General features: G+C 54.9%; 25 protein-coding genes. 6 read left to right on the plus strand and 19 right to left on the minus strand.

Translation table 11 applies throughout. The annotated features are described in order from the left end of the window. Positions 1-5: 5 nt before the first annotated feature. The 17 genes from DMG62_20775 to DMG62_20855 all read right to left on the minus strand — a co-directional run bounded on the left by DMG62_20775 (position 6) and on the right by DMG62_20855 (position 16,937). A complete protein-coding gene (locus DMG62_20775; GenBank protein PYY20978.1) occupies positions 6-440 on the minus strand; it encodes a tRNA (adenosine(37)-N6)-threonylcarbamoyltransferase complex ATPase subunit type 1 TsaE in 435 nt (144 codons plus the stop codon). Beyond that, a complete protein-coding gene (locus DMG62_20780; protein PYY20979.1) occupies positions 437-2,014 on the minus strand; it encodes a bifunctional ADP-dependent NAD(P)H-hydrate dehydratase/NAD(P)H-hydrate epimerase in 1,578 nt (525 codons plus the stop codon). The genes DMG62_20775 and DMG62_20780 overlap by 4 nt, the downstream gene beginning before the upstream one ends. Beyond that, entirely contained in the window at positions 2,011-3,042 is a 1,032-nt protein-coding gene (locus DMG62_20785; protein PYY20980.1) for a potassium channel protein, read from the minus strand. Before DMG62_20785 ends, DMG62_20780 begins: the two co-directional genes overlap by 4 nt. 87 nt (positions 3,043-3,129) lie before the next feature. Then, a complete protein-coding gene (locus DMG62_20790) occupies positions 3,130-4,686 on the minus strand; it encodes an amino acid permease (protein ID PYY20981.1) in 1,557 nt (518 codons plus the stop codon). 23 nt (positions 4,687-4,709) lie between these two features. Beyond that, positions 4,710-6,278, minus strand: coding sequence for an amino acid transporter (locus tag DMG62_20795; protein PYY20982.1), 1,569 nt, complete (start codon positions 6,276-6,278; stop codon positions 4,710-4,712). A gap of 12 nt (positions 6,279-6,290) precedes the next feature. Next, positions 6,291-6,623, minus strand: coding sequence for a hypothetical protein (locus DMG62_20800; GenBank protein ID PYY20983.1), 333 nt, complete (start codon positions 6,621-6,623; stop codon positions 6,291-6,293). Positions 6,624-6,648: 25 nt separating this feature from the next. Beyond that, positions 6,649-6,852 carry a hypothetical protein gene (locus DMG62_20805; protein PYY20984.1) on the minus strand — a complete coding sequence of 68 codons (204 nt, stop codon included), beginning with the start codon at positions 6,850-6,852 and terminating at the stop codon, positions 6,649-6,651. Positions 6,853-6,870: 18 nt separating this feature from the next. After that, positions 6,871-8,235 carry an acetyl-CoA carboxylase biotin carboxylase subunit gene (accC, locus tag DMG62_20810; protein PYY20985.1) on the minus strand — a complete coding sequence of 455 codons (1,365 nt, stop codon included), beginning with the start codon at positions 8,233-8,235 and terminating at the stop codon, positions 6,871-6,873. 24 nt (positions 8,236-8,259) lie between these two features. Continuing rightward, the gene (accB, locus tag DMG62_20815) at positions 8,260-8,736 is read right to left on the minus strand and encodes an acetyl-CoA carboxylase biotin carboxyl carrier protein (GenBank protein ID PYY20986.1); all 477 of its coding nucleotides are present in this window, start codon (positions 8,734-8,736) and stop codon (positions 8,260-8,262) included. Positions 8,737-8,758: 22 nt separating this feature from the next. Continuing rightward, positions 8,759-9,889 (minus strand): aminopeptidase P family protein, encoded by a 1,131-nt coding sequence (locus DMG62_20820; protein ID PYY20987.1) that lies wholly within the window; start codon positions 9,887-9,889, stop codon positions 8,759-8,761. Between the two features lie 50 nt (positions 9,890-9,939). Then, on the minus strand, positions 9,940-12,372 hold the full coding sequence (locus tag DMG62_20825) for a hypothetical protein (protein PYY20988.1): 2,433 nt from the start codon (positions 12,370-12,372) through the stop codon (positions 9,940-9,942). 326 nt (positions 12,373-12,698) lie between these two features. Continuing rightward, on the minus strand, positions 12,699-13,511 hold the full coding sequence (locus DMG62_20830) for a hypothetical protein (GenBank protein ID PYY20989.1): 813 nt from the start codon (positions 13,509-13,511) through the stop codon (positions 12,699-12,701). 15 nt (positions 13,512-13,526) lie between these two features. Next, the gene (locus DMG62_20835; GenBank protein ID PYY20990.1) at positions 13,527-14,192 is read right to left on the minus strand and encodes a hypothetical protein; all 666 of its coding nucleotides are present in this window, start codon (positions 14,190-14,192) and stop codon (positions 13,527-13,529) included. Positions 14,193-14,209: 17 nt separating this feature from the next. After that, complete coding sequence (locus tag DMG62_20840; protein ID PYY20991.1) at positions 14,210-14,827, minus strand: hypothetical protein; 618 nt, start codon at positions 14,825-14,827, stop codon at positions 14,210-14,212. After that, a complete protein-coding gene (locus DMG62_20845; protein ID PYY20992.1) occupies positions 14,824-15,873 on the minus strand; it encodes a pilus assembly protein PilM in 1,050 nt (349 codons plus the stop codon). Before DMG62_20845 ends, DMG62_20840 begins: the two co-directional genes overlap by 4 nt. 11 nt (positions 15,874-15,884) lie before the next feature. Then, positions 15,885-16,103, minus strand: coding sequence for a DNA-binding protein (locus DMG62_20850; protein PYY21037.1), 219 nt, complete (start codon positions 16,101-16,103; stop codon positions 15,885-15,887). 579 nt (positions 16,104-16,682) lie between these two features. Continuing rightward, positions 16,683-16,937, minus strand: coding sequence for a hypothetical protein (locus DMG62_20855; protein PYY20993.1), 255 nt, complete (start codon positions 16,935-16,937; stop codon positions 16,683-16,685). Between the two features lie 3 nt (positions 16,938-16,940). Between DMG62_20855 and DMG62_20860 the strand changes: the two genes are divergently transcribed. Continuing rightward, the gene (locus DMG62_20860; protein PYY20994.1) at positions 16,941-17,342 is read left to right on the plus strand and encodes a hypothetical protein; all 402 of its coding nucleotides are present in this window, start codon (positions 16,941-16,943) and stop codon (positions 17,340-17,342) included. A 44-nt stretch (positions 17,343-17,386) separates the two neighbouring features. Here DMG62_20860 and DMG62_20865 read toward each other — a convergent pair whose 3' ends face one another. After that, the gene (locus DMG62_20865; protein PYY20995.1) at positions 17,387-19,222 is read right to left on the minus strand and encodes a hypothetical protein; all 1,836 of its coding nucleotides are present in this window, start codon (positions 19,220-19,222) and stop codon (positions 17,387-17,389) included. Positions 19,223-19,525: 303 nt separating this feature from the next. Between DMG62_20865 and DMG62_20870 the strand changes: the two genes are divergently transcribed. The 5 genes from DMG62_20870 (at position 19,526) to DMG62_20890 (ending at position 23,145) form a co-directional block, all read left to right on the plus strand. Beyond that, positions 19,526-20,764 (plus strand): hypothetical protein, encoded by a 1,239-nt coding sequence (locus DMG62_20870; protein PYY20996.1) that lies wholly within the window; start codon positions 19,526-19,528, stop codon positions 20,762-20,764. A 49-nt stretch (positions 20,765-20,813) separates the two neighbouring features. Beyond that, complete coding sequence (locus tag DMG62_20875; protein ID PYY20997.1) at positions 20,814-21,008, plus strand: hypothetical protein; 195 nt, start codon at positions 20,814-20,816, stop codon at positions 21,006-21,008. Between the two features lie 199 nt (positions 21,009-21,207). Continuing rightward, positions 21,208-21,609 carry a hypothetical protein gene (locus DMG62_20880; protein PYY20998.1) on the plus strand — a complete coding sequence of 134 codons (402 nt, stop codon included), beginning with the start codon at positions 21,208-21,210 and terminating at the stop codon, positions 21,607-21,609. A 60-nt stretch (positions 21,610-21,669) separates the two neighbouring features. Further along, complete coding sequence (locus DMG62_20885) at positions 21,670-22,212, plus strand: hypothetical protein (protein PYY20999.1); 543 nt, start codon at positions 21,670-21,672, stop codon at positions 22,210-22,212. Positions 22,213-22,452: 240 nt separating this feature from the next. Next, positions 22,453-23,145, plus strand: a complete 693-nt coding sequence (locus tag DMG62_20890) for a hypothetical protein (GenBank protein ID PYY21000.1) — start codon at positions 22,453-22,455, stop codon at positions 23,143-23,145. Between the two features lie 3 nt (positions 23,146-23,148). Here the strand turns inward: DMG62_20890 and DMG62_20895 are convergent, their stop codons facing one another. Further along, positions 23,149-23,505 carry a hypothetical protein gene (locus DMG62_20895; protein PYY21001.1) on the minus strand — a complete coding sequence of 119 codons (357 nt, stop codon included), beginning with the start codon at positions 23,503-23,505 and terminating at the stop codon, positions 23,149-23,151. Positions 23,506-23,512 lie beyond the last annotated feature (7 nt).

Consider the following 23,512-nt stretch of genomic DNA (forward strand, 5'->3'; position numbering starts at 1 on the left):
TTGTGCTACCGGCGATAAACAATCCTTCTTTCATTTTCCCCAGTTCTGTCGATCGATATCTCTCCATCACATTCGGTCTTAATTTTGTCGAACTTTTCTCCCCACTCCACCAGCAGGATGCTCCCGGGTTCTGAGCGTAGGTCATCGATCCCCAAAGTCGCAAGTTCGCGCTCTGTATCAATTCGGTACAGGTCAATGTGAAAGAGTGTGACCGATTGTCCCCGATACTCGTGCACTAGAGTGAAGGTTGGACTGGTGACATCTTCCTGGCGCGCAGCCTCGAAGCCCTCAGCGATACCCTTTACCAGTGTCGTTTTCCCAGCTCCCAGATCGCCTCGCAAAATGATCATTTGTCCTGCCGTGAGATCTTGCGTGAGCTGGCGGCCAGCAGCGATGGTTTCTTCTGACGAACGAGTGTGGAATTCGCGCTTTGCGCTCACCCACGCTGCTCCCCGCGTTGGATCCAGGTGAATTCGTCGGAAGGCTCTCGAAGTATGCGAAAGGCGGAGGGAAGCGCAGCGATTACGTCGCTGGTAAGCATAGTTTCTTCGGTTTGACTTGCGAGCGCCGCCTCTGCCGCGAGTCCATGCAAATAGACTCCAGCGCGGACCGCATCCACAATGCGATCTGAATGCTGAGCGATGAGACCGGCGATCATGCCTGTGAGGGCATCGCCGCTTCCACCTTTAGCAAGCCCCGGATTCCCGGTAGTGTTCACCCAGATCTCGCCACGGTGGTCAGCGATAAGCGCTCGCCAGCCTTTGAGAACCAAAATAACGTGGTGCTCGCGTGCGAATCTGCGCGCGACTTCGATGCGATTCGCTTCTATTTCCTTAACTGTACTTCCGATCAGACGGGCCATCTCGCCTGGATGTGGAGTGAGCACCAGAGGCCGGTTGCTGCCATCCAGTAATTTGCTCTCTCCTTCGAACGCATTGAGCGCGTCGGCGTCAACAACCAACGGCAGGGGACAACGCACGACGAACTTGCGAACCGCCCGCACAGTCTCAGCATCTCGGCTCAAGCCTGGACCAACGGCAACGACATTCTTCCGCTGGAGCAACGCGGATGTCTCAGGCTCGTCAAGAGCTCGCTCTGAGATCGCTCCGGCTGCGTTCTCGTCCAGAGGTTCAGTCATCAATTCGGGAATCGCTCCAGCTACAACGGGCTGTATGCTCTTCGGAACCGCGCAGGTCACAAGTCCCGCACCAGTTCGCAAGGCTGCAATTGAGGCCATGGTTGGAGCGCCGGATTTTCCGACAGAACCACCGATCACCAGGGTATGACCATAAAGTCCCTTATTGGAATTCAGGGGACGCTCTTTACTGAGGACAGAAGGTGGAGAGTTCCACTCGAGTCCGAGCTTCGACTCAATGACTTCTTCCGGGGAGCCGATACCGGCTACGACAATCGGTCCGCGCGTCAGTGCGGTGAAAATGATTCCAGGTTTGGGTGCAGTAAAAGTGACAACGGCGTTGCTTCTGCAGACAGCTGACTGATTGACGGTGAAGGAGTCGGCGTCGATCCCGGAGGGGACGTCCACAGAAACAACTGGCACACTCGAGCGCTGAATGTGTTCGAATATCTTCGCGGCCAGCTCGGGAAGCGGTGGGTGAAAACCCGTTCCAAAAACAGCATCGAGGATCAGGTCGGCAGAGTCCAATAATGGACGAATGCTGGTAACTTTTTCCGGAGATCGCAATCCGGTTGGGAGCACCGGCATTAGCCTCAGCATCTCACTTGCATCGCCTTTAACGTCTTCGATTGCTCCCAGGAGCAAAACCTTCACCTGCTTGCCGGCCTCATGAAGCTTGCGGGCTGCGACGAATCCATCTCCACCGTTGTTGCCCTTGCCGCAGATCACGATGATCTGCTGTGCCTTGGGGTGTTGCCGTAACACAAACCGTGCGACGGCACTCCCGGCATTCTCCATTAACGTGAGAGATGGAATTTTGTGTCTCTCGGTGGTCAGCCGGTCGATGTCCTGCATTTCAGGGGCGCTAACGATCTTCATTGCGGATTGCCGGCTGCCAGCTCGAGATTGGACATGCTCGCAGGCTCTCCCATTGCGATAAAGTAATCGCCCGGTCGAATTTCGTCGCGCGCTCCTGGATTGAACGAAGTGTTGCCGTCGGAGTGCTTGATGGCCAGAATGATGATTCCGTAATCGCGATGGATTCCTGACTCTCCTACGGTAGTTCCCGCAAGAGGAGAGCGGCCCGCCACTGCAATTTCTTCGATGACCATTTCGTGTCCGCCATCGCGGCCGGTAGTCAGAGTCAGGAAATCAACCACATTGGGCCGAAGGAGCCCTTGGGCGATTTGATGTCCAGCAAATGCGTACGGCGAGATTACCGAATTCGCGCCAGCCTTGGCCAAGTGTTTAGCCGATTCTTCCTCACTAGCGCGAGCGATGATTTTCAGCGTCGGATTCAGACTGCGCGCATTGAGGACGATGAAAATATTGCTGGCATCCGTAGTAGTTGCTGCCACCAGGCCGGCGGCGCGGTCGATGCGCGCTGCGATCAGCGTGCTCTCCTGCGTGGCATCGCCGATCACTGCAAGCCACTCGTGCGGCAATCCCTCAGCTTTGGTTTGATCTTTCTCGATGATCACGAACGGTACAGGCTTGCGAGCCAGTTCGCGAGCTGCACTGCGGCCTACCCGTCCGGCGCCGCAGATGATGTAGTGTCCGGAAAGACCAGCGATTTGCCGCTCCACTCTGCGCCTGCCGAAGAACTGAAGAAGCTCGAATTCTAACAGAGCCTGCGTCAGGGTCCCGATGCCAAGCGCGACCATGACTGCTCCACAACCGATGAGAACAATGGTGAACTCCCGGCCGGCTCGGCTCAGTGGATGCACCTCTTCATAGCCAATAGAGCTGAACGTGATAACGACCATGAAGAGGCTGTCGAGCCAGCTCCAGCCCTCGACGAAGTGAAAACCGATTGTTCCAATTGCGGAAAGGACCAAAAGCGCGAGACCGATCCAGAGCACCCGGCGGAATGCATTGAGCGGATTTCTAACCGGTGAGATCGCCATTCCGGAGGGATTCTAGCAAGCAGTCGGAAGGAATGCAGAAAAAGGAGCGACGGGCTAGCTCGCCCAGCGCTCCCTTGTTTCTCAGGCCTAACGCGTAATTAGTGCTTCTTCTGGATGTCCCTGCTGTACTTTGCTGTTTTTGCGGCTATACGCGAAATAGATGATGAGGCCGATCACCAGCCACACTACCAGTCGAATCCAGGTCGCGGTTTTGAGGCTGTACATCATGTACGCAGATATGACAATACCCATAATGGGAGTGAATGGAACCCATGGCGTAACGAAGGCCCGCTTCACTTCTGTGCCACGCGCGCGCAGAACCCAGACGCCGGCGCACACGATGATGAAAGCCATCAACGTACCAATCGAAACCATTTCTCCAAGTACATCAATGGGGGTGAGGGCGCCTGCCAACGCGACGCAGATGCCTACGAAAATCGTGGAGAGATAAGGGGTGCGAAAGCGCGGATGAACTTTGCTGGCCCAGCCTGGTAGGAGTCCATCTTTGGACATAGAAAAGAAAACGCGAGATTGACCGAGCAACATAACCACCATAGTGCTGCTCAGTCCGCAGATGGCACCAAGCTTCACCACCATACTTCCCCAGCGCACTCCGGTGACGTCGATACCGATGGCTATCGGATCCGGCACGTCAAGGTTTGTATACTTAACAAGTCCAGTGAGCACTACAGCTACAAGGATGTATAGCACGGTGCAAATCGCCAGCGATCCGAGGATGCCGATAGGCATGTCTCGCGCCGGGTTCTTAGCCTCTTGCGCAGCAGTGGAGACTGCGTCGAAACCAATGTAAGCAAAAAATATGATTCCGGCAGCGGTTGCGATTCCCGAAATGCCATACTCACCGTAGTGTCCAGCGTTCGGCGGTAAGAACGGCGTCCAATTGGCCACGGCTTCGCCCCAATGCTTCAGGACGTAAGCTCCGCCGAGCGCGAGGAAAATCAGCAGTACGCAGATTTTGATGATGACGATGAACGAATTGAAATTGGCCGATTCCTTGATGCCGATCACCAGAATCACAGTCACGAGGGCAATGCCGAGAAAGCCGAAGAGATTAAAAGAGGATGTTGTGCTAGGCAGAGTTGCGGGATCGATATGTTCAATTGCAAGCTTCTTCGCAATGCCGGCGAGCCGCTCCCAATGGTCATGGTAGAAGACGAACTTTGTACCGGGAGCGCCTGCGAGAGTTGGGCTGACTCGAATGCCCAAATCACCTAACAGGCTGAGCACGTAACCACTCCATCCGCTGGCCACGGTCGCAGCTCCCAAAGCGTATTCCAGGATCAGGTCCCAGCCAATGATCCATGCTACGAACTCTCCCAACGTTGCATAGCCATAGGTGTAAGCCGAACCGGCTACTGGAATCATGGAGGCAAACTCGGCGTAGCAGAGCCCAGCGAAAACGCAGGCTAACGCCGCGAGGCAGAACGAAAGAATGATTGCTGGCCCCGCATGCATCGCGGACGCGGTGCCGGTGAGCACGAAGATTCCTGTTCCGATGATCGCTCCAATACCAAGCGAAATCAGGTTCGTCGGACCGAGCGCACGCCGCAGACTGTGTTCGCCGCCTTCTTGGGCCTCCTGCATAATGATGTTCAGAGGCTTCTTCGCCATTAAATCCGGCATTCTTGGTTTCTCCTATATGAGAGTTAGCCTGCTTCGCCTTCTAATTGGACCGTACTGCCATTGACGCGGGCACTTCGTGACCAGAATAGGTATATGGGAATTCCGAGTAGGACAATGATCAGTCCAGGCCATGTGTATTGCGGTTTGTAGCGCAACAGTACGACATCGATGAAGATCGCCATCACGATGTAAATGGCAGGTAGAACAGGGTACCCGAAGGCTCGATAAGGACGCAGTACATCCGGCCGGGTTCGCCGCAAAACGAAGAGACCGCCGATCGTCAGAATATAGAAGATGATGACAGCGAACATTGTCAGATCGAGCAGTTGCCCATAGCTGCCTGAAAGGCACAGGCAGCATGTCCAGAGCGCCTGAACTATGAGTGAGGCTACTGGCGTCTTGTAGCGGGGATGGAGTCCTCCGACTGAGCGGAAGAAGAGGCCATCCTTTGCCATCGCGTAATAGATACGCGCTCCCGCGAGGATCAGTCCATTGTTGCAACCGAATGTTGAGATCATGATGGCGATTGCCATCAGCACCGCTCCCGAAGCTCCAAAAGCCTGTTGCATCACGGCCGTTCCTACTCGGTCGTCGGCCGCGTATTGAATGCCGTGTGCCAGTACAGTCGTACCATGCGGATTGCCGTGCAGCGGCAGCACCATGAGGTAAACGAAGTTCGCTGCTATGTAGAGAATTGTGACGAGACCGGTTCCGAGTGCGAGGGACAAAGGAAGATTGCGACGTGGATTCTCAACCTCTGCGGCGGTGAAGGTGACGTTATTCCAAGCGTCAGAAGAGAACAGCGATCCTACTTGCGCTACAGCGACGATCGTAAAGAGTCCCACGAAAGCTATCGGTCCGCCAACTCCTACCTGCACTGGATGGAGCGTACTGAACGAGGCGTTTTGCCAGAAATGTCTGAAGTTTTGACTAATTGCCTCAGCATTGCGCCCGAGCGTTGCGCCGATCAGCACGAGGCCGAAAAGGGCGGCAGTTTTGGAAAAGGTAAAGATGTTTTGGACAATTGCGCCAGTCTTCACACCGAGAACGTTAATCGCGGTAAGGAATAAAACCATGGCAATGGCTACAAGATTCTGGCTGTTTACGCCAACATCCATGTTTCCAAGCGCCATTGGCCCGACCTGCCATTGCGGAACATGTCCGATATGCCAAATCCATTTGTCCGCGGAAATAGCAGGGAAGAGCATGCCCATAAACTTCCCGAAAGCGACGCCGACTGCGGCAATTGTGCCGGTTTGAATTACTGCGAACATCGACCAGCCATAGAGAAAACCCCAGAGCGGTCCGAGAGACTCGCGCAAGAATACGTATTGCCCGCCGGCCTTGGGCATCATGGCGGCGAGTTCGCCATAAGTCAGCGCGCCGACAACCGTCATGAATCCAGTAACAACCCACGCGACAATCAGCAGCGCTGGTGAATCGACTAGGCGTCCTATATCGGCCGAGACGATAAAAATGCCTGACCCGATCATCGATCCAATGACAAGAGTGGTAGCGCTGGTAAGGTTAATGCCTTGAACAAACTGAGAGGATTCGGGGGCTGGGACGCGGACCTGCGTTGGTGTGGTCACTGCCTCATAGTTTTACCCCAATTTGGCCATTTTGAGCAGGAATTGCGCAGTTACTTTGCGGGGATCAGAGAGAAGCTCGCTGATTACTGCTACCGCGTCAGCTCCTGCCTGGATAACTGCCTGGCAGTTCTGCAGGGTGATTCCACCGATTGCGACGAGAGGCTTGCTGCTCCGGGCGCGAGCGTCTTGAATGCCTGCCAAGCCGATTACGGGGCTTGGATTGTCCTTGGATGTTGTTGGGAAAACGGGGCCGATTGCCAGATAGTCCGCGGAGCTTTCGTCCACAACGATCACTTGCTGAATGTTATGCGTCGAGACTCCCAAGACGCCCTTCGAACCAATGATTCGGCGTGCTACCTCGGGAGGACCATCATCCTGGCAGCTCTCGAGCTAATCGGAGGATCTCCCTTCCCGATGCGTGCTTTTCTCTCAATTGGATTAGCGTCGCACCTGCAGCGACGAGTTCGCGCGCAAATTCGCAACTCTCTGCCATGCTTCCTGAGCCAATTCGCGAAGGTACCAGAATGGGATAGAAGCGCGGGAGTTCCAAGGAAGCTTTGCGAGTAGTTGTCAAAAAGTGGAGCAGGCGACGTTAGCGGCCGCTTCCGTTCCTACTGTTCTCCAGGAATCGCTCCATGAACTTCGTGTCGAAGTTGGCGGCGCGAAAGTCCGGATTTTCCATGATTCGTCGATGTAGCGGAATGGTCGTGTGGATCCCTTCTACGATAAACATCTCGAGCGCGCGAGACATCCGAGCAATCGCCTCATCGCGGTCTTTGCCGTGAGTGATCAATTTTGCGATCAGTGAGTCGTAGTACGGAGGAACTACTCCTTCAGCATACGCAGCTGTATCGACGCGCACTCCAGTACCGCCGGGCGTGTTGAAGGCCGTGATCTTGCCAGCCGAAGGAGTGAATTTCTCGGGATGCTCAGCATTAACTCGGCACTCGATGGAATGACCGCGCATCTCAATGGGAGCGGAAATGATTTCGCTCAGCTTCTCCCCAGAAGCGATTCGTATTTGCGCTTTTACTAGATCCACTCCGGTGACCATTTCAGTAACTGGATGTTCCACTTGAATACGAGTATTCATTTCGATGAAGTGCAAACTGCCATCTTCATCCATCAGGAACTCGATGGTTCCAGCATTCTGATACCCGATGTCAGTCAGCGATGACTCTAATTTCTCACTAATCTGCTTGCGCAATTTCGGAGTCACGCGTGTGGATGGCGACTCTTCAAGCAGTTTTTGATGCCGGCGCTGGATGCTGCATTCACGTTCACCAAGCGTCATCACTTTGCCGTGCTCGTCAGCAAGAATCTGGAACTCAATATGGCGGGGGCGTTCGATGAACTTCTCCATGTACAGGTCGCCATTGCCAAACGCGTTCGCGGCTTCGGAGTGCGCTGCCTGAAAAAGCCTGGGCAATTCTTCGGCGCTGCGAATCACACGCATTCCGCGTCCGCCGCCGCCAGCAGATGCCTTCAGAATTACGGGATATCCAACTTGCTTCGCCCATTCGAGAGCCTCGTCTTCACTCTGAATGACACCCTCCGATCCGGGCAGAATTGGAACACCAGCCTTTTTCATCGCGATGCGCGCCTTTTCCTTTTCTCCCATCAGACGCGTGACTTCCGGCGGAGGACCGATGAACTTGATACGCGAAGTTTCGCATACTTCGGCGAAGTTTGCGTTCTCACTTAGAAGGCCATATCCAGGATGGATGGCCTCGACATTTGCGATTTCTGCTGCGCTAATCACGGCAGGAATGTTGAGATAGCTTTCAGCCGAACGGGGAGGGCCAATGCAGACAGCTTCATCTGCAAACCGAACATGAAGAGAATTGCGATCAGCCTCGCTGTATACCGCAACGGTTCGGATTCCGAGCTCCTTGCAGGCACAAATGACGCGAAGAGCGATTTCTCCGCGATTAGCGATTAGGATCTTATTGAACATGCGAAGACTGCAGGCCTCGTCCGACTAGTGCGGGCGGATGCTGAACAATGGCTGTCCGTATTCCACCGGTTGTCCGTTATTGACTAAGCGTTTCACGATTTCACCCCCTACGTCGGCCTCGATTTCGTTCATCAGTTTCATTGCTTCAATAATGCAAAGCACCTGTCCGGCATCGACTTTATCGCCTGGTTTCACGAAAGGTGGAGATCCAGGTGATGGCGACTCGTAGAAGGTTCCCACAATGGGCGACTTAACTACATGCAGTCCTTCCTCGGCGGCCACGGGCTTTGCTGTTCCCGCGTGTCCAATGGGAGGCTGCGCTGGAATATCCGCCGGCAAAGAGGTTGTAACCCCAGGGGAAGCATGAATCGGTAGTGCAGGCGTCGTAATTATTGTTCCACGTTTGATCCGAACCTTTACATCACCGCGTTCCAGCTCGAACTCGGCAATGTCCTGCTCTTTTAGGAACTCGATCAGCTCTCTAAGCTCTTTTTGATTCATTTGCTCTCGTGGGAGTCTGGGATCAGCGGATTACGAGTTCTTTCGATGTCGGGGTGAGCACTTCACAGCCAGTGTCGGTGACCAGGATCATGTCTTCGATTCGCACGCCTCCCTTACCGGCAACGTAAACTCCTGGTTCGATGGTTATCACCATTCCAGCCTCCAGCTTCTGCATTTCGCCCTTTGCCAAACGTGGAGACTCGTGAATCTCAATTCCCACCCCGTGTCCCAGCGAGTGGGTAAAATATTTATCCAGTTTGTGCCCGCGCAATATCTTCCGTGCGGCCGCGTCTACTTGTTGGGCTTCTACCCCGGAGCGAACGGCGGCAATTCCTGCAAGCTGCGCTTCAAGCACTGCCGCATACAGGTTTCGCATCGCCCTATCCGCGCGACCCAGCCATACGGTGCGCGTCATGTCTGAACAATAACCGCCTACTATAACACCATAGTCGAGGACGACGAACCCGCGTCCGATTCGGGCCAAGCTCGGTCGCGCATGTGGCAACGCGGAACGAGAGCCTGACGCAACGATCGTGTCAAAACTCATCTTTTCCGCACCCGCTCGGCGCGCGAGATACTCGACCTCCGCCGCGAGAGAATTTTCTGTTTCTCCAGGCTTGAGTACCCTCAGGACCTCGGGAAATACGCTGGAGGCAAGATTGACCGACTTACGGATTTGATCGAGTTCGTTCTCATCCTTTTTTATTCTGAGCCGCTCCACCAACCCGACGGTCTCGATCATTCGGAAGCGAGATTTCGACGCGACTCGTTCCAGTTCGGAGCTTAGCCGTGCCTCCATCGCCAGAGTTACGTGTTCGCGCTCGATTGCAATGCGGGAGACACTCCGACTCCGCTTAAGCTTCGCTCCCATCAATCGGGCAGCACTTGCAATCGGAGGAACGGCGTCTACTCGTATTCTTGCGCCTTTGACCTGCTTCTTCGCTTGCTCCGTATAACGTCCGTCCGTGAAGAACTCCCAGTCTCCGCGGCAACAGCTCAGGACGCCGGAACTCCCGGTGAATCCGCATAAGTATCGAATATTTGCGCCGTGCAGTATAAAGACAGCATCTAGACGGTCGCGCTCGAGTTGAGTCTGGAGCTTTTTCAGGCGAGCAAGATGGTTCATTTGATGGATGGCGTGACCACAAAACATCGGGCCTCCAGTACTGTACCGGAGGCCCTCGGCGAACGAGCTGCCCAGGTTTAGGACTGAAGGATTCTTGGCGTAATGAAGAAGATCAGTTCCTGGGTCGAGGTGCTGACTGCCTTCCGCTTGAACAGATTTCCCAATATCGGAAGATCCCCAAGCAGAGGAACTTGCTGGCGGGAGATGGTATCTGCGGTCTGGATCACGCCGCCGATTACGACCGTTCCACCGTCTGATACGAGTACCTGCGTGGTCGCCTGTTGCGTGATCAGCTCAGGATTGCCGGCAACCTGCTGTCCGAAGTTCGGAGTGGTGTTCTCCACATCAACGTTCAGGAAGATCGTATTGTCAGAGGTAATCTGCGGCTGGACTTGCAGCCGGAGGAATGCATCCACATATGTGGTCGTAGGCGGACCACCCAATTGCGCTGCAGTCACAACCGGAATGCGGACGCCTTGACGAACGAGCGCTTGAATGTTGCTTTGAGTGACGACTCGCGGACGCGAGAGAATCTTGATCAACCCACGGTCTTCTGCAGCTGTAAGAATCACATCAAGCCGGTAATTGTTCGTGGCGTTGATGAAGCTTAGGCCAGTGGTTGCGCCCACTGCTGGAAAGTTGCTGAACAGTGGAATCTGGTTGCCTCCAACGATGATGTATTTCGGCGCAGTGATTCCCGTGGCCTGAAGTGGCGACGATCCCACTATGCCGGCCCCGCCCACAGCCGAGACGTTGTTTCCGTACCCAAATCCAACCTGAGCTCCAAGATCGCGTGCGAAGCTGCGTGTAGCAGCCACGACGCGAGCCTCGATTTCAACCTGCTGTGTCTTACGATCGAGTTCCTTTACCAGCCGATCGAGTCCCGGGATTACGCTCGGGATATCTTGGATAATCAGCGAATTCGTGCGATCGTCGGCTATGATGTCGCCGCGCTTGGAGAGGAATGCCTTTAAAGTCGGGACAATGGTCTTGGCCGATGCATAGCTTAGATAACGGGTGACTGTGACGCGATCAACGGCCAGTGCTTGAGCTTCCTGCGTTGCACGCAGAGCGTCGGCTTCCCTGCGCAAAGTGTCGGGTAGCGCGATACGCAGCACGTTGCCGTTCAACTGGCATTGCAGCCCATTATTCTGCAGCACGATGGCGAGCGCCTGGTCCCAAGGTACGTCATCAAGCACGATTGTCAAGGTTCCATTGACACCGGGATCCAGAACTACGTTCAGCCCGCTGATTTCATGAATCAGGCGGAAGAAGTCTTTAAGATCGACGTCCTTCAGATTTACCGAAATGGGCTCGCCGGTGTAACGACCTGTGTTGCAATTCTGAGTTGCCGCCGCTGCCGCCATTGCCTGACCGCCACTGGGCTGCGCTGCTTGCATCATTGCAGCTTGCAGCACCTGCGGCTTTATCTCGGCGTGACTCGGACCTGCAGAAAGAGGAATTTCGACCTGAGGCGCAGCACCCAGAATTTTAGCTGCCTCTGAAGCCCGCTCAGTGGCTGTTTTCTCCTGCGCCGGCTGCTGCTCTCGAGTTACTTCGTGATACTGCGGCTGTACGACCACAAAGTCCTGAGCCTGTGGCTTCACTGCAGCAGTGGCGGATGTCCCGTTACTGCGACGACTGGATGTGACCGTGCCCGGCATAGAAGGCATGCTGCCATCCGCCAAAGCCGCTCCTCGAGCCGCCAGCGGCCGGAGCTTAACCACTAGCTTGTCGCTTAGATTCGCGAGCTGAAAATCTTGCGGCGATTTCAGATCCAGTACTACGCGCGTCGTAGGCGGCTCGGCTTGATACTGCGACATCCGCACCATGTTCACATCGGCGGCGTGTACAGGAATGTTATGCGGACGTGATTCTGGTACGGCGTTGGGAAGGTCGATCACCAGGCGATCCGGCGACTTCAGAGTCAACACCTTCGGCGTGAGGACTCCACTGATTCGAATTTCTACATTCGTGCCCTCGTGTCCGCGAACCACCGAGATTCCCCGGACCCGCGCAACTGGTGCATTCGCGTACATTGCTGCGGGTTTCACTGGGGAAGGGCGCGAGAAGCTTGTGCTTGCAGTTTCTCCAGCTTTATCTGTCGAAGCTATTGGCAGCGAGTCGGTACTCACTGACACCAGCACTGCATTCTGTTCGTTGGACAGCTGTACGCTGGCATGTGAAGCGAGAGTCAACTCAACTCGGGCGATCTGGCTTCCATTGGCGGCTTTGTAGGAGTGGACCTGATATGAGCTGATTCCGGGAATGCTGACGGTATGAGTATTAGTGTCGAGTGTGCCGACATCTACGCCGGGGAAATCGACCAGCAATAAGTTGTCGACTGGCCTATATTCGTTGTGAGTAAGAGCGCCATTCGCGCGGATGGTGACGACAGCAGCGTTGCCATTACTTTGAACGCTGATGTCCGTCAACCGCGAATCGGCAGCGGCAAGCGCGGTCAGCAAGGGAACCGCCAGCGCCACACTCAGAAGTTGCTTCAGCCTCATCTCTATCTCTCCTCACGGTCCGATATTTCTACCGAACGCGGCGCGGATTGAAGGCCCAGGAATCACATTCCCATTTAGGACCTGCTACCGCTTTTGGAATTTGCCCACCGCGCAATCCAGGTTATGAAGCACGCGGTTACTACCATCCCAGGAACTTTGGCCGGACTCCACTCTCAAGCGGATTTGCTGCAACTGCTTTGAAACCCGACGCGAGCCTTCGTGCGATTCACAGGCAGGATCCATCTATGTGTACTAACTTGGTTCCGCTTCCAGAGTCCGCACTGGGACATGAAAGCACTCTTACATACTTGATGCCTGCGCGCTTACTAAACCGCCGGGGCAGAAACCTTCTTGACAACCTCCTTGGAGATGGGCCGTCCGAGGATGTCGTTACTCTCTTCTCTAAACACCACGCTATCTCCGGTGATCTTTACAACGCTACCGTTGAACAGCGAATCACGTTCATGCAGCACATAAGGCCGTTTTGAGATGTTCTCGACCAGTGCAAAATTTCCCGACTTCATCTGCACGATGCCTTTGAGCACGATCTGATCGACGATCAGGCATTTCTTTCCCGTTGTGCAGCCCGCACCCGGGCCGTGAGCGCCCGACGCCAGTGGGCTCACAAAGGGATCGCGTTTGCCCGGACTCGGCAGTTTCCTCGGCGCGCTTTCAACTACTTCGGAGGACGGCTCTTTCTTCACTTCCGCAGGCTTGGTGTTTTCCGGTTTCGGAGCGGCTTTGGCTTGCACTGGTGCGGCTTGTTTCGGCGCTGCCTTTTGCGACGCCGGCGTCTTTGCCTGCGGCTTGGCAGCTTGCGTCTTTGCTGGTTGAGCAGCGGCTTTTGCCTGTGTTTTCGCAGTCTGAGTAGAAGTTTTCGCTTGCGCTTTGGCGGGTTGAGCTGGGGTTGGCTGCGCAGCCGACTTGCCTTGCGTCTTTGCCGGTTGCGTGGGGGGCTGCGCGGACTTCGCCTTTGGCTTGAATGGATTCTTGGCTGGAGACTTCGTCGCGCCTGCATCCTTCTTTGGCGCCTGTATTTGAGGAGGATTCGGCTGTACCGTCTGAGAAGCGGGAGCCGTCTGGGCAGCTAGCGCTCCTGCCAGAAGTGCAGTCGCAACAATGTGAGCTGTGACTTTCATGTGTCTCCTCGTTGTTTAGCTCGCTTTCTTTCCCGGCGCCTGACCGGAAGCCGCTGCCGTCGCTGCAGGCGCGGCTGGCGCAGGCTTAGACGGAGAGCTGAAGAAAGTCTTCGCCGTGCAGGAAACTGTTACGGTTTCCCCGGGAGCATAGTCATACTTCCGTCTCACAGCAGATTGTTTACTTTGAATTCCGGCCATGCGCAGATTGTCAACGTTGATGATTCGTTCGCTGGTTCCTACGCGCTCGAAGAATTTCAACATGGCGAAATACGGCCCATCGAGTTCCAAATCGAACGGAACTTCGGTGTAGTACTGCTTGGCCACAATGGGCTTCGCCAGATAATCGCGAATCTCAACTCCCGCCTGCTGAGCGTTCTGTTGCAAGTCACGCATGAACTGGTCCGCTGTCTTCTGATCTGGAACGATCTGCTTTTGCCGGTCCATCTGCCGCTGCAAGGATTCGATCTGCAGCTCGATTTCCTTGAGCTGCGATTCATAAGGTTTCATGCGCGCATTTTCTGCCTGCAGCACTTTCAATTTCGCTATGGATGCATCGTTCGCTGCGCGCATTGCCTCGAATCCTGGAACTGGACCGTACCAGGCGCCGGCAAAAATTGCGGCGCCCACCACCGCGAAGATCACGAAGCGTGCCAAGAATGGAAGTTGATTGAATTTTTCCATGATGATTCTCCGTGCCGCTACGACTTCTTTCCGGCTGCATTCGGCGGCAGCTTCTCGCAAATTAAGCTGAAATTGAATGCCTGCAGTTTTTTCTCTGCCTCATCCTGATAGGCTTCCTTGATTTCGACCGTCTTGAAATATCCGGTCTTCATCAGATTCGTCATCAGGTTGGCCACCGCATTGGAACTCAGCGCTGTACCCTCCACATTCACATTGTTTCCAGCGTCGCTCATGGCAACGAGCCACACTTCATCGGTGTTGTTCACGGTGGCGCTGACGGTTGTCAGTAAGTCGACCGGACCTGACTGGCTGGCGCGCAGCGAATCGATAATCTTGACGCGTTGTTCGTACTCGTCTCTGACTGCCTGACGCTGCTCGAATCGAGCCTTAGTCTGCGCCAGTTGCTGTGCCTCCCGCTGAGCAGCATCCATTTGCTTCTTGATCTCGAGCGCCTGGTTGTTCAGTTGAGTTTGATACCACCAGATCGAGCCGACGGTGATGGCAAGAACGATGATGGCCGCCATTGCATTCGAAGAATTCGGCGAGCCTCCACTCTCGAATTCGATGGCCGTTGTTGCCATCGCGGAACGTCTGCTTTTCGGTTTCGATTTGCCAAGAAGGTTGATGCGAATCATAGCGACTCAAAACTCCTAAGGGCGAGTCCCACGGCCACTGCGAGCTGCCCCGCGTTCTCCCCAACAAAATCTCCAGCGCCATTCGCCTGAATGCGCTGGAACGGATTCAGGATCTCCACCGGCATCGAAAATTCCTGGCGCAAAGCCTCTGTCAGACCGGGAACTGCTGAGGAACCGCCCGCGAGATAAATCTTTTCAATGTGCGACCCCGCTGCTGTAGCACGGAAGAAATCAAACGTCTTCTGGATTTCGAGAACGATGATTTCCGTCACCTGCTTCAATATGGGAAGCTTTGCATCGGGACTCACCTTCCCGATCGTCTCTCCCATCTTCAGAGCTTCAGCATCGTCAAAGCTGAGATCGAGCTCTTTCTGCAGCGAGTCCGTGTACTGATTGCCGCCAACACTGACATCGCGCGTAAACAACGGCGTGCTGCCCTTGACGATGTTGATGTTCATCACACTCGCGCCAATGTTCAGCAACGCAACGGTAGAAGTGGGGGAGGGCTCGTAGTTGTACTCGTAGCAGTTCTGCAGAGCGAAGGCGTCGATATCGACCACTTCGGGAATTTTCCCAGAGAGCGAAAGAACGTTCGTGTAGTTAAGGATCTTGTCTTTCTTCACTGCCGCCAGCAGTACGTCCATCTGCGGCTCATTGGCATTCTCCGAGAGCACCTGGTAGTCGATGTTCACGTCGTTCATGTCGAACGGGATGTACTGCGCAGCTTCCGTCTGCAGGAGCTCAGGCACTTCGCTTTCGGGCACGGTCTGCATCGAGATCTTCTTTACGATTACCGAGTGACCGCTAACCGCGGTCGCGACCAGCTTCGACCCGAACTTGCGCTCGGAGAAGAGCTTGGAGATAGCGCTCGAGACGCTGCCTGAGTCGACGATCATGGAGTCCACCACGATGTCCGAGCCGAGCCGCTCCATACCCAGGTGAGCCACCTGGATCTCGCCCTTGACCTTCTTCAGCTCAACGGCCTTAATGCTGCTGGAGCCGATATCCAACCCAACAATTGTTCTCGACGATCCAAATCCGAACATTCTTTGCCTCGCTATTGGCCGATGGCGGCCCGTGCGGCCCGCGGCCTCTTCTTAGTCGTGCTCTTCGCTTCCCCGACTGAGCTCTTCTCTTCCATCCACTGGTCGAGAATCGTCTTCTTGAATTTCCAGCGGTTGCCCAGTTTGAAAGCCGGGATTTTCTCTTCGTAAACGTATTTGTAGAGCGTGTCGGGACTAACGCCCAGGTACTGCGAAGCCTGGCGAATATTCATCACTTCACGCGAATCTGCACCCATAAATGCCTAGACCTTTCCACGAATGTTGCTTCCCTGAATCGAACTCCACGGGAATTGCCTCATCGGACTGGGGCCTGAAGAGGAAGAGTCCTCTGCTTTCTCGGGGGGGAAACTTAAGGTAGGCGTGTTATACCCCGGTTGCTCCGGGGTGTGTCAAGGGAGAGTTCCGTGTTTCTTCCGGGTTTTATCCCGTTTTCTTCGGATTTTCGTACATGTACCTTGGTGCTCCCGGCGACATACTGTGCTTCTCGCAAAGGCCGATCACAATCCGTAGTGGTATTGATGCACATTGGACGGAAAGAAGACCGAGCCCTTTCGTAAGTCAGCCCTAAAACGCGCGAGGCATACCACTTAGGACAGTGAATCGGGGGTAGCGGACAGGCACAGCGAGGAGGTTTACTGCCAGAGAGGGCGTTTGGTTTATCAATTCGGCCGGTGGTAGCTCCTGACTCAGTAGCTGATTAAGGAACCAAATGAGTTAAGCGCCAGAATAATAAGGGACCTAGAGGGACCGCCGGCAGCCTCTCGGCAGGCCTTTGGTGTTATGTTCCAGATTTATTGCTTCTGACTGGCTACTGCTGCAAAGTTCGCCTGAAGATCCAGCAGGTCTTCCAGCACCCGCTTACGCCGTTCGGCTTCTCTCGCACGTCCAGAGAGGCTGGCGAGCAACTCAAGATCCACAGACCTTGCATCATGCTGCAACTGACAGCATTGCTCGAATAATTCACGATTTAAGCGCGCCGAAAGAAGCCTCAGCTTTTCAAGTTCGCAAGCGGCCTTCCTGGCGTCGATCAGTGGGGGGACCGACATCGCATGCCTCAAAAGAAAATCAGAAAATCGTTTGTTGCTGATTTCGAAGAAGAAGAAGTGAGCCCGAGCGTTTGCGGCTCTGTTTTCCTGGCGCTTCTGCCTTTCAGTAAATACGACGCCAAGATGCGCCACCGCGTTGCTGCCAAAATTCGGTGCACTAGCACTTTCGCGGTTGCAAATGGATGGGTCTTTATGACTCCACAGCAGACGGTACTGACGTCGAAATGCTCCAGCCGATTGCCTCTCAGCCAATTTTTCCCACCGTCAGCATATCCTTCAGAATTCCTGATACTCGCGAATCGTCGGTATTCATGCGGGTTCCAGAATCAAAAGATTCTGCACGGAGAAATTTCCTGCCCTTTTCCTGAGGCAGGGAATCGGGCGAGCAGCAAAGGATGCGTCTAGGCGTATGAATGCGATGCGAGAGTCGGCGCAGCGTCGAAGGTGAGCTACCTTTGTGATTCGATTCCGAGGCGACTCAAGAGATCTTTGAACCTGGCGTCATCGCGGAGCACGTCGGCCATTGGGTCCTGGTTCACGAACACGAGGTAGTCGCAACGTTCAGTCAGGGCTTTGTTCAGCCATCGGAAGGCCTGATCTTTGTCCTTCATGCCGGTGTAGATCCATGCGAAGTAGATGGCCGGGACGTACTCAGTCCTCGAGAGTTGGGTGAGCTGGTCCAGGTACTGCTGCGCCTGTTTTGTATTGCCAGAACGAGCATAGGCATAGCCTACTGGCGCAAGTGTGGCGGCATTGGGAGAATTCGCCCTGGCCTGCTGAAACTCCGAGATTGCGTCAGCATTGCGCTCCTCCATCAGGTACGCGCGTCCCAGATTGTAGTGCGCAAGAGCAGAGGATGGATCCAATTCAAGCGCTGCCTTCGCCTGATCGGCGGCGTGGGCGTAATCGCGCGCGAAATAGTAAGCCTCGGCCAGCGCGATGTTTACCGCGAGGGAAAGCGAATCCTGTTCTTTGGCTCGAGTCACAGTAGCGATCGCGCTCTTGGTATCTCCGATCGCGTAGTAGTAAAGGCCGAGCCACTGATGTGCGGTGGCATACGAGGGATCTAGCTGGATGGCGCGATCGAACTCCTGCTTCGCCCTGCCAAGATGGTGGTCGTAAACGAGCGAGATGTACGCAAGTGAAGTGTGAGCTTCAGCCAATGAATCATCGAGACTGAGCGCTTTTTCCGCCGCCGCTTTCGCTTCCGGGAAAGCCTTTGTCGGCGGCAGGACACCAGATTGGGCGGAGCCAAGGAGAGCCAAACCGTCAGCGAGTCCGGCATATGCAGCGGCAAAGTTGGGGTCCTCGGTTATCGCCAGCTTGAAGTAGTTCATCCCTTTTCCCATGCTGGCGACGCCGCGCTTGCTCCAGAAATATCGACCATGGAGAAAGTCGTCGTAGGCTTGTGAGTTCTTCGTCCCGATTCTTGCCTGTCGCGGCGGCGATGACGTGTTGCTCGATTTTTGATGAGGCGTAAGCAGATCTGAAAGCTTGTGCTCCAGGTCCGCGGCGATTCTCGACGAGGCACTCGGAATGCTCTGTATCTCGTCGTCGTAACTGTTCGCCCAAACCTCTGTTTGATCCGAAACTTGAACAAGCTGCACGTTGATACGGACACGATCGACCTGCCGTTTTACCGTTCCTTTGGTTACGAAATCGATACGCAAGTCGCGCCCGATCTGATCAACCGTCTTCTGTTCGTAACGAGCAGCGGTAACGCGTTCAACAACGCTAATTTTGGACGACTGCAATTGGGCCAGGGAGGAGATCACATCATCCGAGATGCCGCGCGCGAGATAGTCCAGCTTTGGGTCGTCACTAAGGTTCTCGAAGGGAAGGACCAGTACACGGGCGGGGAGCGGAATTGTCGCAGTGGAGATCCACTTCCAAATCAGGAAAGTGCCGATGGCAACGATTAACAGGGCTGCGGCAAGGGTGAGAGCTTTCTTGCGTTTGGAAGGCTCCTCATCGATCGGAGTATCAATCTCTTTTATTTCTACTTCCACATCATCGAAGGGCCGTTGTTTCAAGGAATCCAACCCATTTGCGGGCTGAGCCGGAGGAGCTTCGACCTCAGACGCGTCGCTCTCGAGAAATGCTCCCTCGGACGTCATCCAGATATCGATTTCCGCTTTGAAAGCAAAGATCGCCCCCGTCTGCCGCTGGCGATGGATCGGCAGGCCTTTTTTCTCCCAGCGTTGGACCGTCCTCACATCTTTATTCAGATAAAGGGCGATCTCTTTCCAGGAGTCGAAGCGCTCGGTGATGATGTTAGGCGCCATATTGTTGCGGAAATGGTGTCGATTGTATGCCGGAAAGGATTAACTGACACGACAAAAAACGACATTTGGCGGCAAACGCCACAGGCTCTTCACATTGGCAGGGCTAGTGCGGCTTAAGGTGAATTCCCAACTTTCCCGGCGGGCGTGTCTTGCCGGTCATTGCTCTACGGCAGAGGTACACATTCCGCGACAACACGCGGCAGCATTCCCTGACCGTCCTTTGCCGCTTGAGACGCGACTTCGTTCGAAGTACGTTCTGCGTGCCGGACCGAAATTGGTTCGAGCAAAAAAAGGAGAGCAGAGATGCAGCGACACAGGAAGAACGTGCAGATTTATGGATGGCTGCTCATAACCGCAATGGTCATGGTCCTGAGAGGCTTTGCGGCGGGGCAGCAGATTATCACTGGTAATGGTCAAGACGGTTCATCCTATGAGATCGCCGTGCCGGCACAGTGGAATGGGGACTTGGTCCTATATGCCCATGGCATCAACGATCCCCAGGAACCGCTGGTGGTACCCAGCCAGGACAGCGACTTTGCCCCCTTCCGCGACGGAATGGTCGCTCTTGGGTATGCGGTCGCTTCCTCAAGCTGGTCGACCAATGGATACGCCGTCAAGGACGGTGTGCAACGCACACACCAGCTCAAGGGAATTTTCGTATCCCAATTCGGAAAACCAAACCGTACCATCCTGATTGGCAAGTCGCTGGGCGGACTGGTAGTCGTTAAATTGGCCGAGCAGTACCCGTCGCAGTATGACGGAGTACTGTCCCTGTGCGGAGCCATTGGTGGTGGCACGCCTGAGATCAAATACCTGGCAGATGAAAGAGCAGCTTTCGATTATTTCTTCCCGGGTGCCGTTCCTGGAGATGCGTTCCATACTCCATTGCTCGACTTCAACCCCGCTCCACCCCGCCCGATCTTCCTCTCAGCATACTTCGCGCTGCTGAACGGATTCACTCCTCAACAAGACTTCAAGACCTTGCAATTTGCGAGGGTAGCCAAGCTGGATGCCATTAGTCCCGCTGAGATCATTCAAACCGCGCTGGAAGGCGTGGGTTTCAGCGTTCGCTTTGATACAGATCTGCTGGAGCGAACGCACGGCGGCATTCCTTATGACAATACGCTCTTCAACTATAGCGGCACGTTCAATGATGCGACTTACACAGATGCGGCGCTAAACGCCGGTATCGAGCGATTTGCCTCTGATCCACAAGCCGTGAACTTTGTTCAGAAGTATTACGACCCGACGGGCAATCTGCAGATTCCGATGCTGACGCTCCATACCGTTCGAGATCCCAGGGTGCCGAATTTCCACGAAGGCATTTATGCCGGACTCGCAGCCCAGGCAGGAGCATCAGGGCAGGTAGTTCAGCAGACGCTGAATCGTTTCGGGCACTGCGCATTCGGCAATGATCCCAATGCTCCCCAGGGCGCGTACACCGATGCCGATCCCACGCTGAAGCTGAATGCCTTCGCTGCGCTCGCGAAGTGGATCGCAAATGCGGCCAACAAGCCGCAGGGAGGCGAATTAGTTCCATAACGAGATTGACGCCGGTGAGCTGAGAGATAGTAGAGCGAGATAAAGCATTGTGACTGCAATTCAGAATCTGATTGGCGCACTCCAGCCTGGCGACGGGCCCGATCCCCGCTGCCGGATTTCGAAAAGGGAAAGATCAATTTCGAGCTCCGGCACAGGCGATGAGCGCGCTCTCCTGGCTCTAGCTGGCCGAGTTCCGGTAAAGGTGACTGCGGAGGCAGCTGCGATCGCATCGGCGATCTGCTAACCAGCAGCTCGAAGGCGGGATATGCGATGCGCTGCGCCAACCGGGTCACCTGCTCCGGAGAAATCATAGGCGGCCGCTACCGCTCGGATCACGCAGCGGCATGATTCAGGCGCTTTTGACCGTGCAGTAACTGAGGACGTAAACGGCCCATCATGTTTTACGGGGCAAATTTGTCGCATATGGGCGACGGGAGGTGGAAATGCTCAGCCAACGTCTAGATGGACTTCAATGGACTACGCTCTTCGCCATTGCCATTGTCATTATTTCCTGGACTGCTTGTGTGCCAGGAGGGTTCCAGCTGCCGTCGATCTGCACTCCTGCGCCAACTCTCAACACGATCAGTCCGGCTGAAGTGAAGGCTGGTTCGCCCGAGTTTGCGCTCCAGGTAACCGGCAAGGACTTTCACTCAGCGTCGTTCCTCATGATCAATGGCCAGCAGCGCACTACGATGATTGGGGGCGAACACGAACTCTCGGCGCTGATTGAGCCATCTGATGTCGCGCAGCCGGGCGTTGCTAAGGTAGTTGTAGTCACGCCACCCCCGAAGGACGGCTGCGGCGGCGGAACCTCAAAGGAGCTGGCACTGACAATAACGCCGTAAACGAGGCCGAAATCAAGGAAGCGCCCAAATCGTCAGCTCTCAGAGACGGAGGTGTTAGTCATGTGTACGAATTCGCTAGCTGTTGCGTTGCTGTTTTCCGTGATGTCACCAGCGGCATTCGCGCAACAGACTGCAGCTTCCTGGGAAGCTATTAAACAGGCACAAGGAAAAAGCATCGCCGTTGTGCATAACAATGGTCACTCCGAAATTGGACAACTGGAGCAAATCTCACTCGTCTCACTCAGCTTGATTCAGCACGGAGGCAGGATTGTCGTGATCTCGCATGATGATGTCCGAAAGGTGTACCTCCGAGGTAGCCGGTCCCGCAAAGGAGGAGCGCTAGCTGGTCTCGTAATCGGCGCCGGTAGCGGAGCCGCCGTCGGCGCCATCGGCACGCAACCGTGCGATGCCTGCATCATCAGCTTCAGCCGCGGCGAAGGCGCAGCCATTGGTGCAACTTTAGGCGCCGCGGTTGGCACGATTGTGGGCGTGTTAGTTGGGGGACCGCACAAGAAAGTCCTCCTCTATGACAAAGGTGTCGTCTCACATCGGGAAAACTCGTCGTTCCTTACGCCAACCGCCGATAGTCCAACGAGCGACTGAAGATCGTCATAAATTTTAAGGGTGCCTAACTCTCAGCCCTCATTGCGGTTTCCGATGTTGCGCAGCCAGGGACTGCCAAGATCGTTTGGTCGCGCCACCAGCAAAAGACGGCTGTGTCGCAGCGTCGACCAAGATGCTCATGATCACACCATACCTAAAACAGGTTACCCTCGTGACCTTGTCGAATTCCCCTGAAGTAACAATCATTGGTACTGCGAGGGCACTTCTCCGGTAATCACAATGAGCTCAGCTCCCGTTCCCCGATCCAGCGCCCATGCTGTCCCCAAAGTAGCTCTAGTACAGCTCGATGCTTCGTCAACCGAGACCTTAACGAGAGCCTTTGCCCAATATGGCGTTCAGGCAGTTCCAATAGCCGAAGAGTTTCCCCGGCGCCTTGGGATGGAGCAGTTCCAGGGATGCGTCGTGCTGCTGGACGAGCACGCACCCGCCGTTCTCGAAGCAGTGCGGTCCTCACGGTCTAACCACAGAATGCTCCTGTATGGGATCTTGCCGCGAGAGAGTGATGTGCGGCGCTTTTCCAAATTTGGGATCAATACTCTGATTGAGTCTCCCGTAGAGCGTAGCAACGCGGTGCACGTTGCTCGCTCTACTTGTTCGTTGTTGCTGAACGAACTGCGTCGCTATGTCCGCATTCCACTCGTAATCGAGATATCCATTGCGAGTCTGGTAGGAGATCTGTCTGGCTCCACCCGAGAGATCAGCGGAGGAGGTATGTCCGTCCAACTGGCGCGCATGGCTTCCCTGTCAGATAAGCTGCGGCTCGCATTCACACTGCCCGAAAAATCTGCCGTGACCATAGAAGCTGAGGTCTGTTGGCAGAAGGACTCCCTGGTGGGGCTCAAGTTTCAGGAGTCTGATCCAGCACGCCAGATTGTGCGGAAGTGGATCAACAAGTTTCTCGGACTCGATTAAACCTCAAGCGCCGTCACGAAGGATCGAGCCGTCGGCTGGAATATGCGCGATCCAGCTTTTCAATCTGGTGCTTCCATTGGCGACAGTTCTCACGAAGTGACCGAATAATTTGTTGATCTGCGTCCTGTAACGCTGGGTGTCGCGCGTAAGCATTCGCTTCGCCTTCCAATAGCTGTGCCATTCGCGCACAGAAAATCTTATAGAGCTGTTCAACAGGTCGCATTTCGTGCTCCAGCTGATGGGATGCCGAAGGGGTCGTAACTGGCGAGCGTTACTCAGACTGATTTGGAAAAAAATAAGCTCGCCTGTCCAAAGAAATCCGAAGTCCATAATGGGCAGACTGTTTTCCCGTTTTGGCAAGCTAGAG

The organism is Acidobacteriota bacterium, assembly GCA_003225175.1.
GTDB lineage: Bacteria > Acidobacteriota > Terriglobia > Terriglobales > Acidobacteriaceae > Gp1-AA112.

Excerpts from the sequence above, each read along its gene's own strand:
- DMG62_20780 (PYY20979.1), bottom strand. The coding sequence starts at position 2,014 with ATGAAGATCGTTAGCGCCCCTGAAATGCAGGACATCGACCGGCTGACC.
- DMG62_20785 (PYY20980.1), bottom strand. The coding sequence starts at position 3,042 with ATGGCGATCTCACCGGTTAGAAATCCGCTCAATGCATTCCGCCGGGTG.
- DMG62_20790 (PYY20981.1), bottom strand. The coding sequence starts at position 4,686 with ATGCCGGATTTAATGGCGAAGAAGCCTCTGAACATCATTATGCAGGAG.
- accC (PYY20985.1), bottom strand. The coding sequence starts at position 8,235 with ATGTTCAATAAGATCCTAATCGCTAATCGCGGAGAAATCGCTCTTCGC.
- accB (PYY20986.1), bottom strand. The coding sequence starts at position 8,736 with ATGAATCAAAAAGAGCTTAGAGAGCTGATCGAGTTCCTAAAAGAGCAG.
- DMG62_20820 (PYY20987.1), bottom strand. The coding sequence starts at position 9,889 with ATGTTTTGTGGTCACGCCATCCATCAAATGAACCATCTTGCTCGCCTG.
- DMG62_20825 (PYY20988.1), bottom strand. The coding sequence starts at position 12,372 with ATGAGGCTGAAGCAACTTCTGAGTGTGGCGCTGGCGGTTCCCTTGCTG.
- DMG62_20830 (PYY20989.1), bottom strand. The coding sequence starts at position 13,511 with ATGAAAGTCACAGCTCACATTGTTGCGACTGCACTTCTGGCAGGAGCG.
- DMG62_20835 (PYY20990.1), bottom strand. The coding sequence starts at position 14,192 with ATGGAAAAATTCAATCAACTTCCATTCTTGGCACGCTTCGTGATCTTC.
- DMG62_20840 (PYY20991.1), bottom strand. The coding sequence starts at position 14,827 with ATGATTCGCATCAACCTTCTTGGCAAATCGAAACCGAAAAGCAGACGT.
- DMG62_20845 (PYY20992.1), bottom strand. The coding sequence starts at position 15,873 with ATGTTCGGATTTGGATCGTCGAGAACAATTGTTGGGTTGGATATCGGC.
- DMG62_20850 (PYY21037.1), bottom strand. The coding sequence starts at position 16,103 with ATGAATATTCGCCAGGCTTCGCAGTACCTGGGCGTTAGTCCCGACACG.
- DMG62_20855 (PYY20993.1), bottom strand. The coding sequence starts at position 16,937 with ATGTCGGTCCCCCCACTGATCGACGCCAGGAAGGCCGCTTGCGAACTT.
- DMG62_20860 (PYY20994.1), top strand. The coding sequence starts at position 16,941 with ATGCCTCAAAAGAAAATCAGAAAATCGTTTGTTGCTGATTTCGAAGAA.
- DMG62_20865 (PYY20995.1), bottom strand. The coding sequence starts at position 19,222 with ATGGCGCCTAACATCATCACCGAGCGCTTCGACTCCTGGAAAGAGATC.
- DMG62_20870 (PYY20996.1), top strand. The coding sequence starts at position 19,526 with ATGCAGCGACACAGGAAGAACGTGCAGATTTATGGATGGCTGCTCATA.
- DMG62_20880 (PYY20998.1), top strand. The coding sequence starts at position 21,208 with ATGCTCAGCCAACGTCTAGATGGACTTCAATGGACTACGCTCTTCGCC.
- DMG62_20885 (PYY20999.1), top strand. The coding sequence starts at position 21,670 with ATGTGTACGAATTCGCTAGCTGTTGCGTTGCTGTTTTCCGTGATGTCA.
- DMG62_20890 (PYY21000.1), top strand. The coding sequence starts at position 22,453 with ATGAGCTCAGCTCCCGTTCCCCGATCCAGCGCCCATGCTGTCCCCAAA.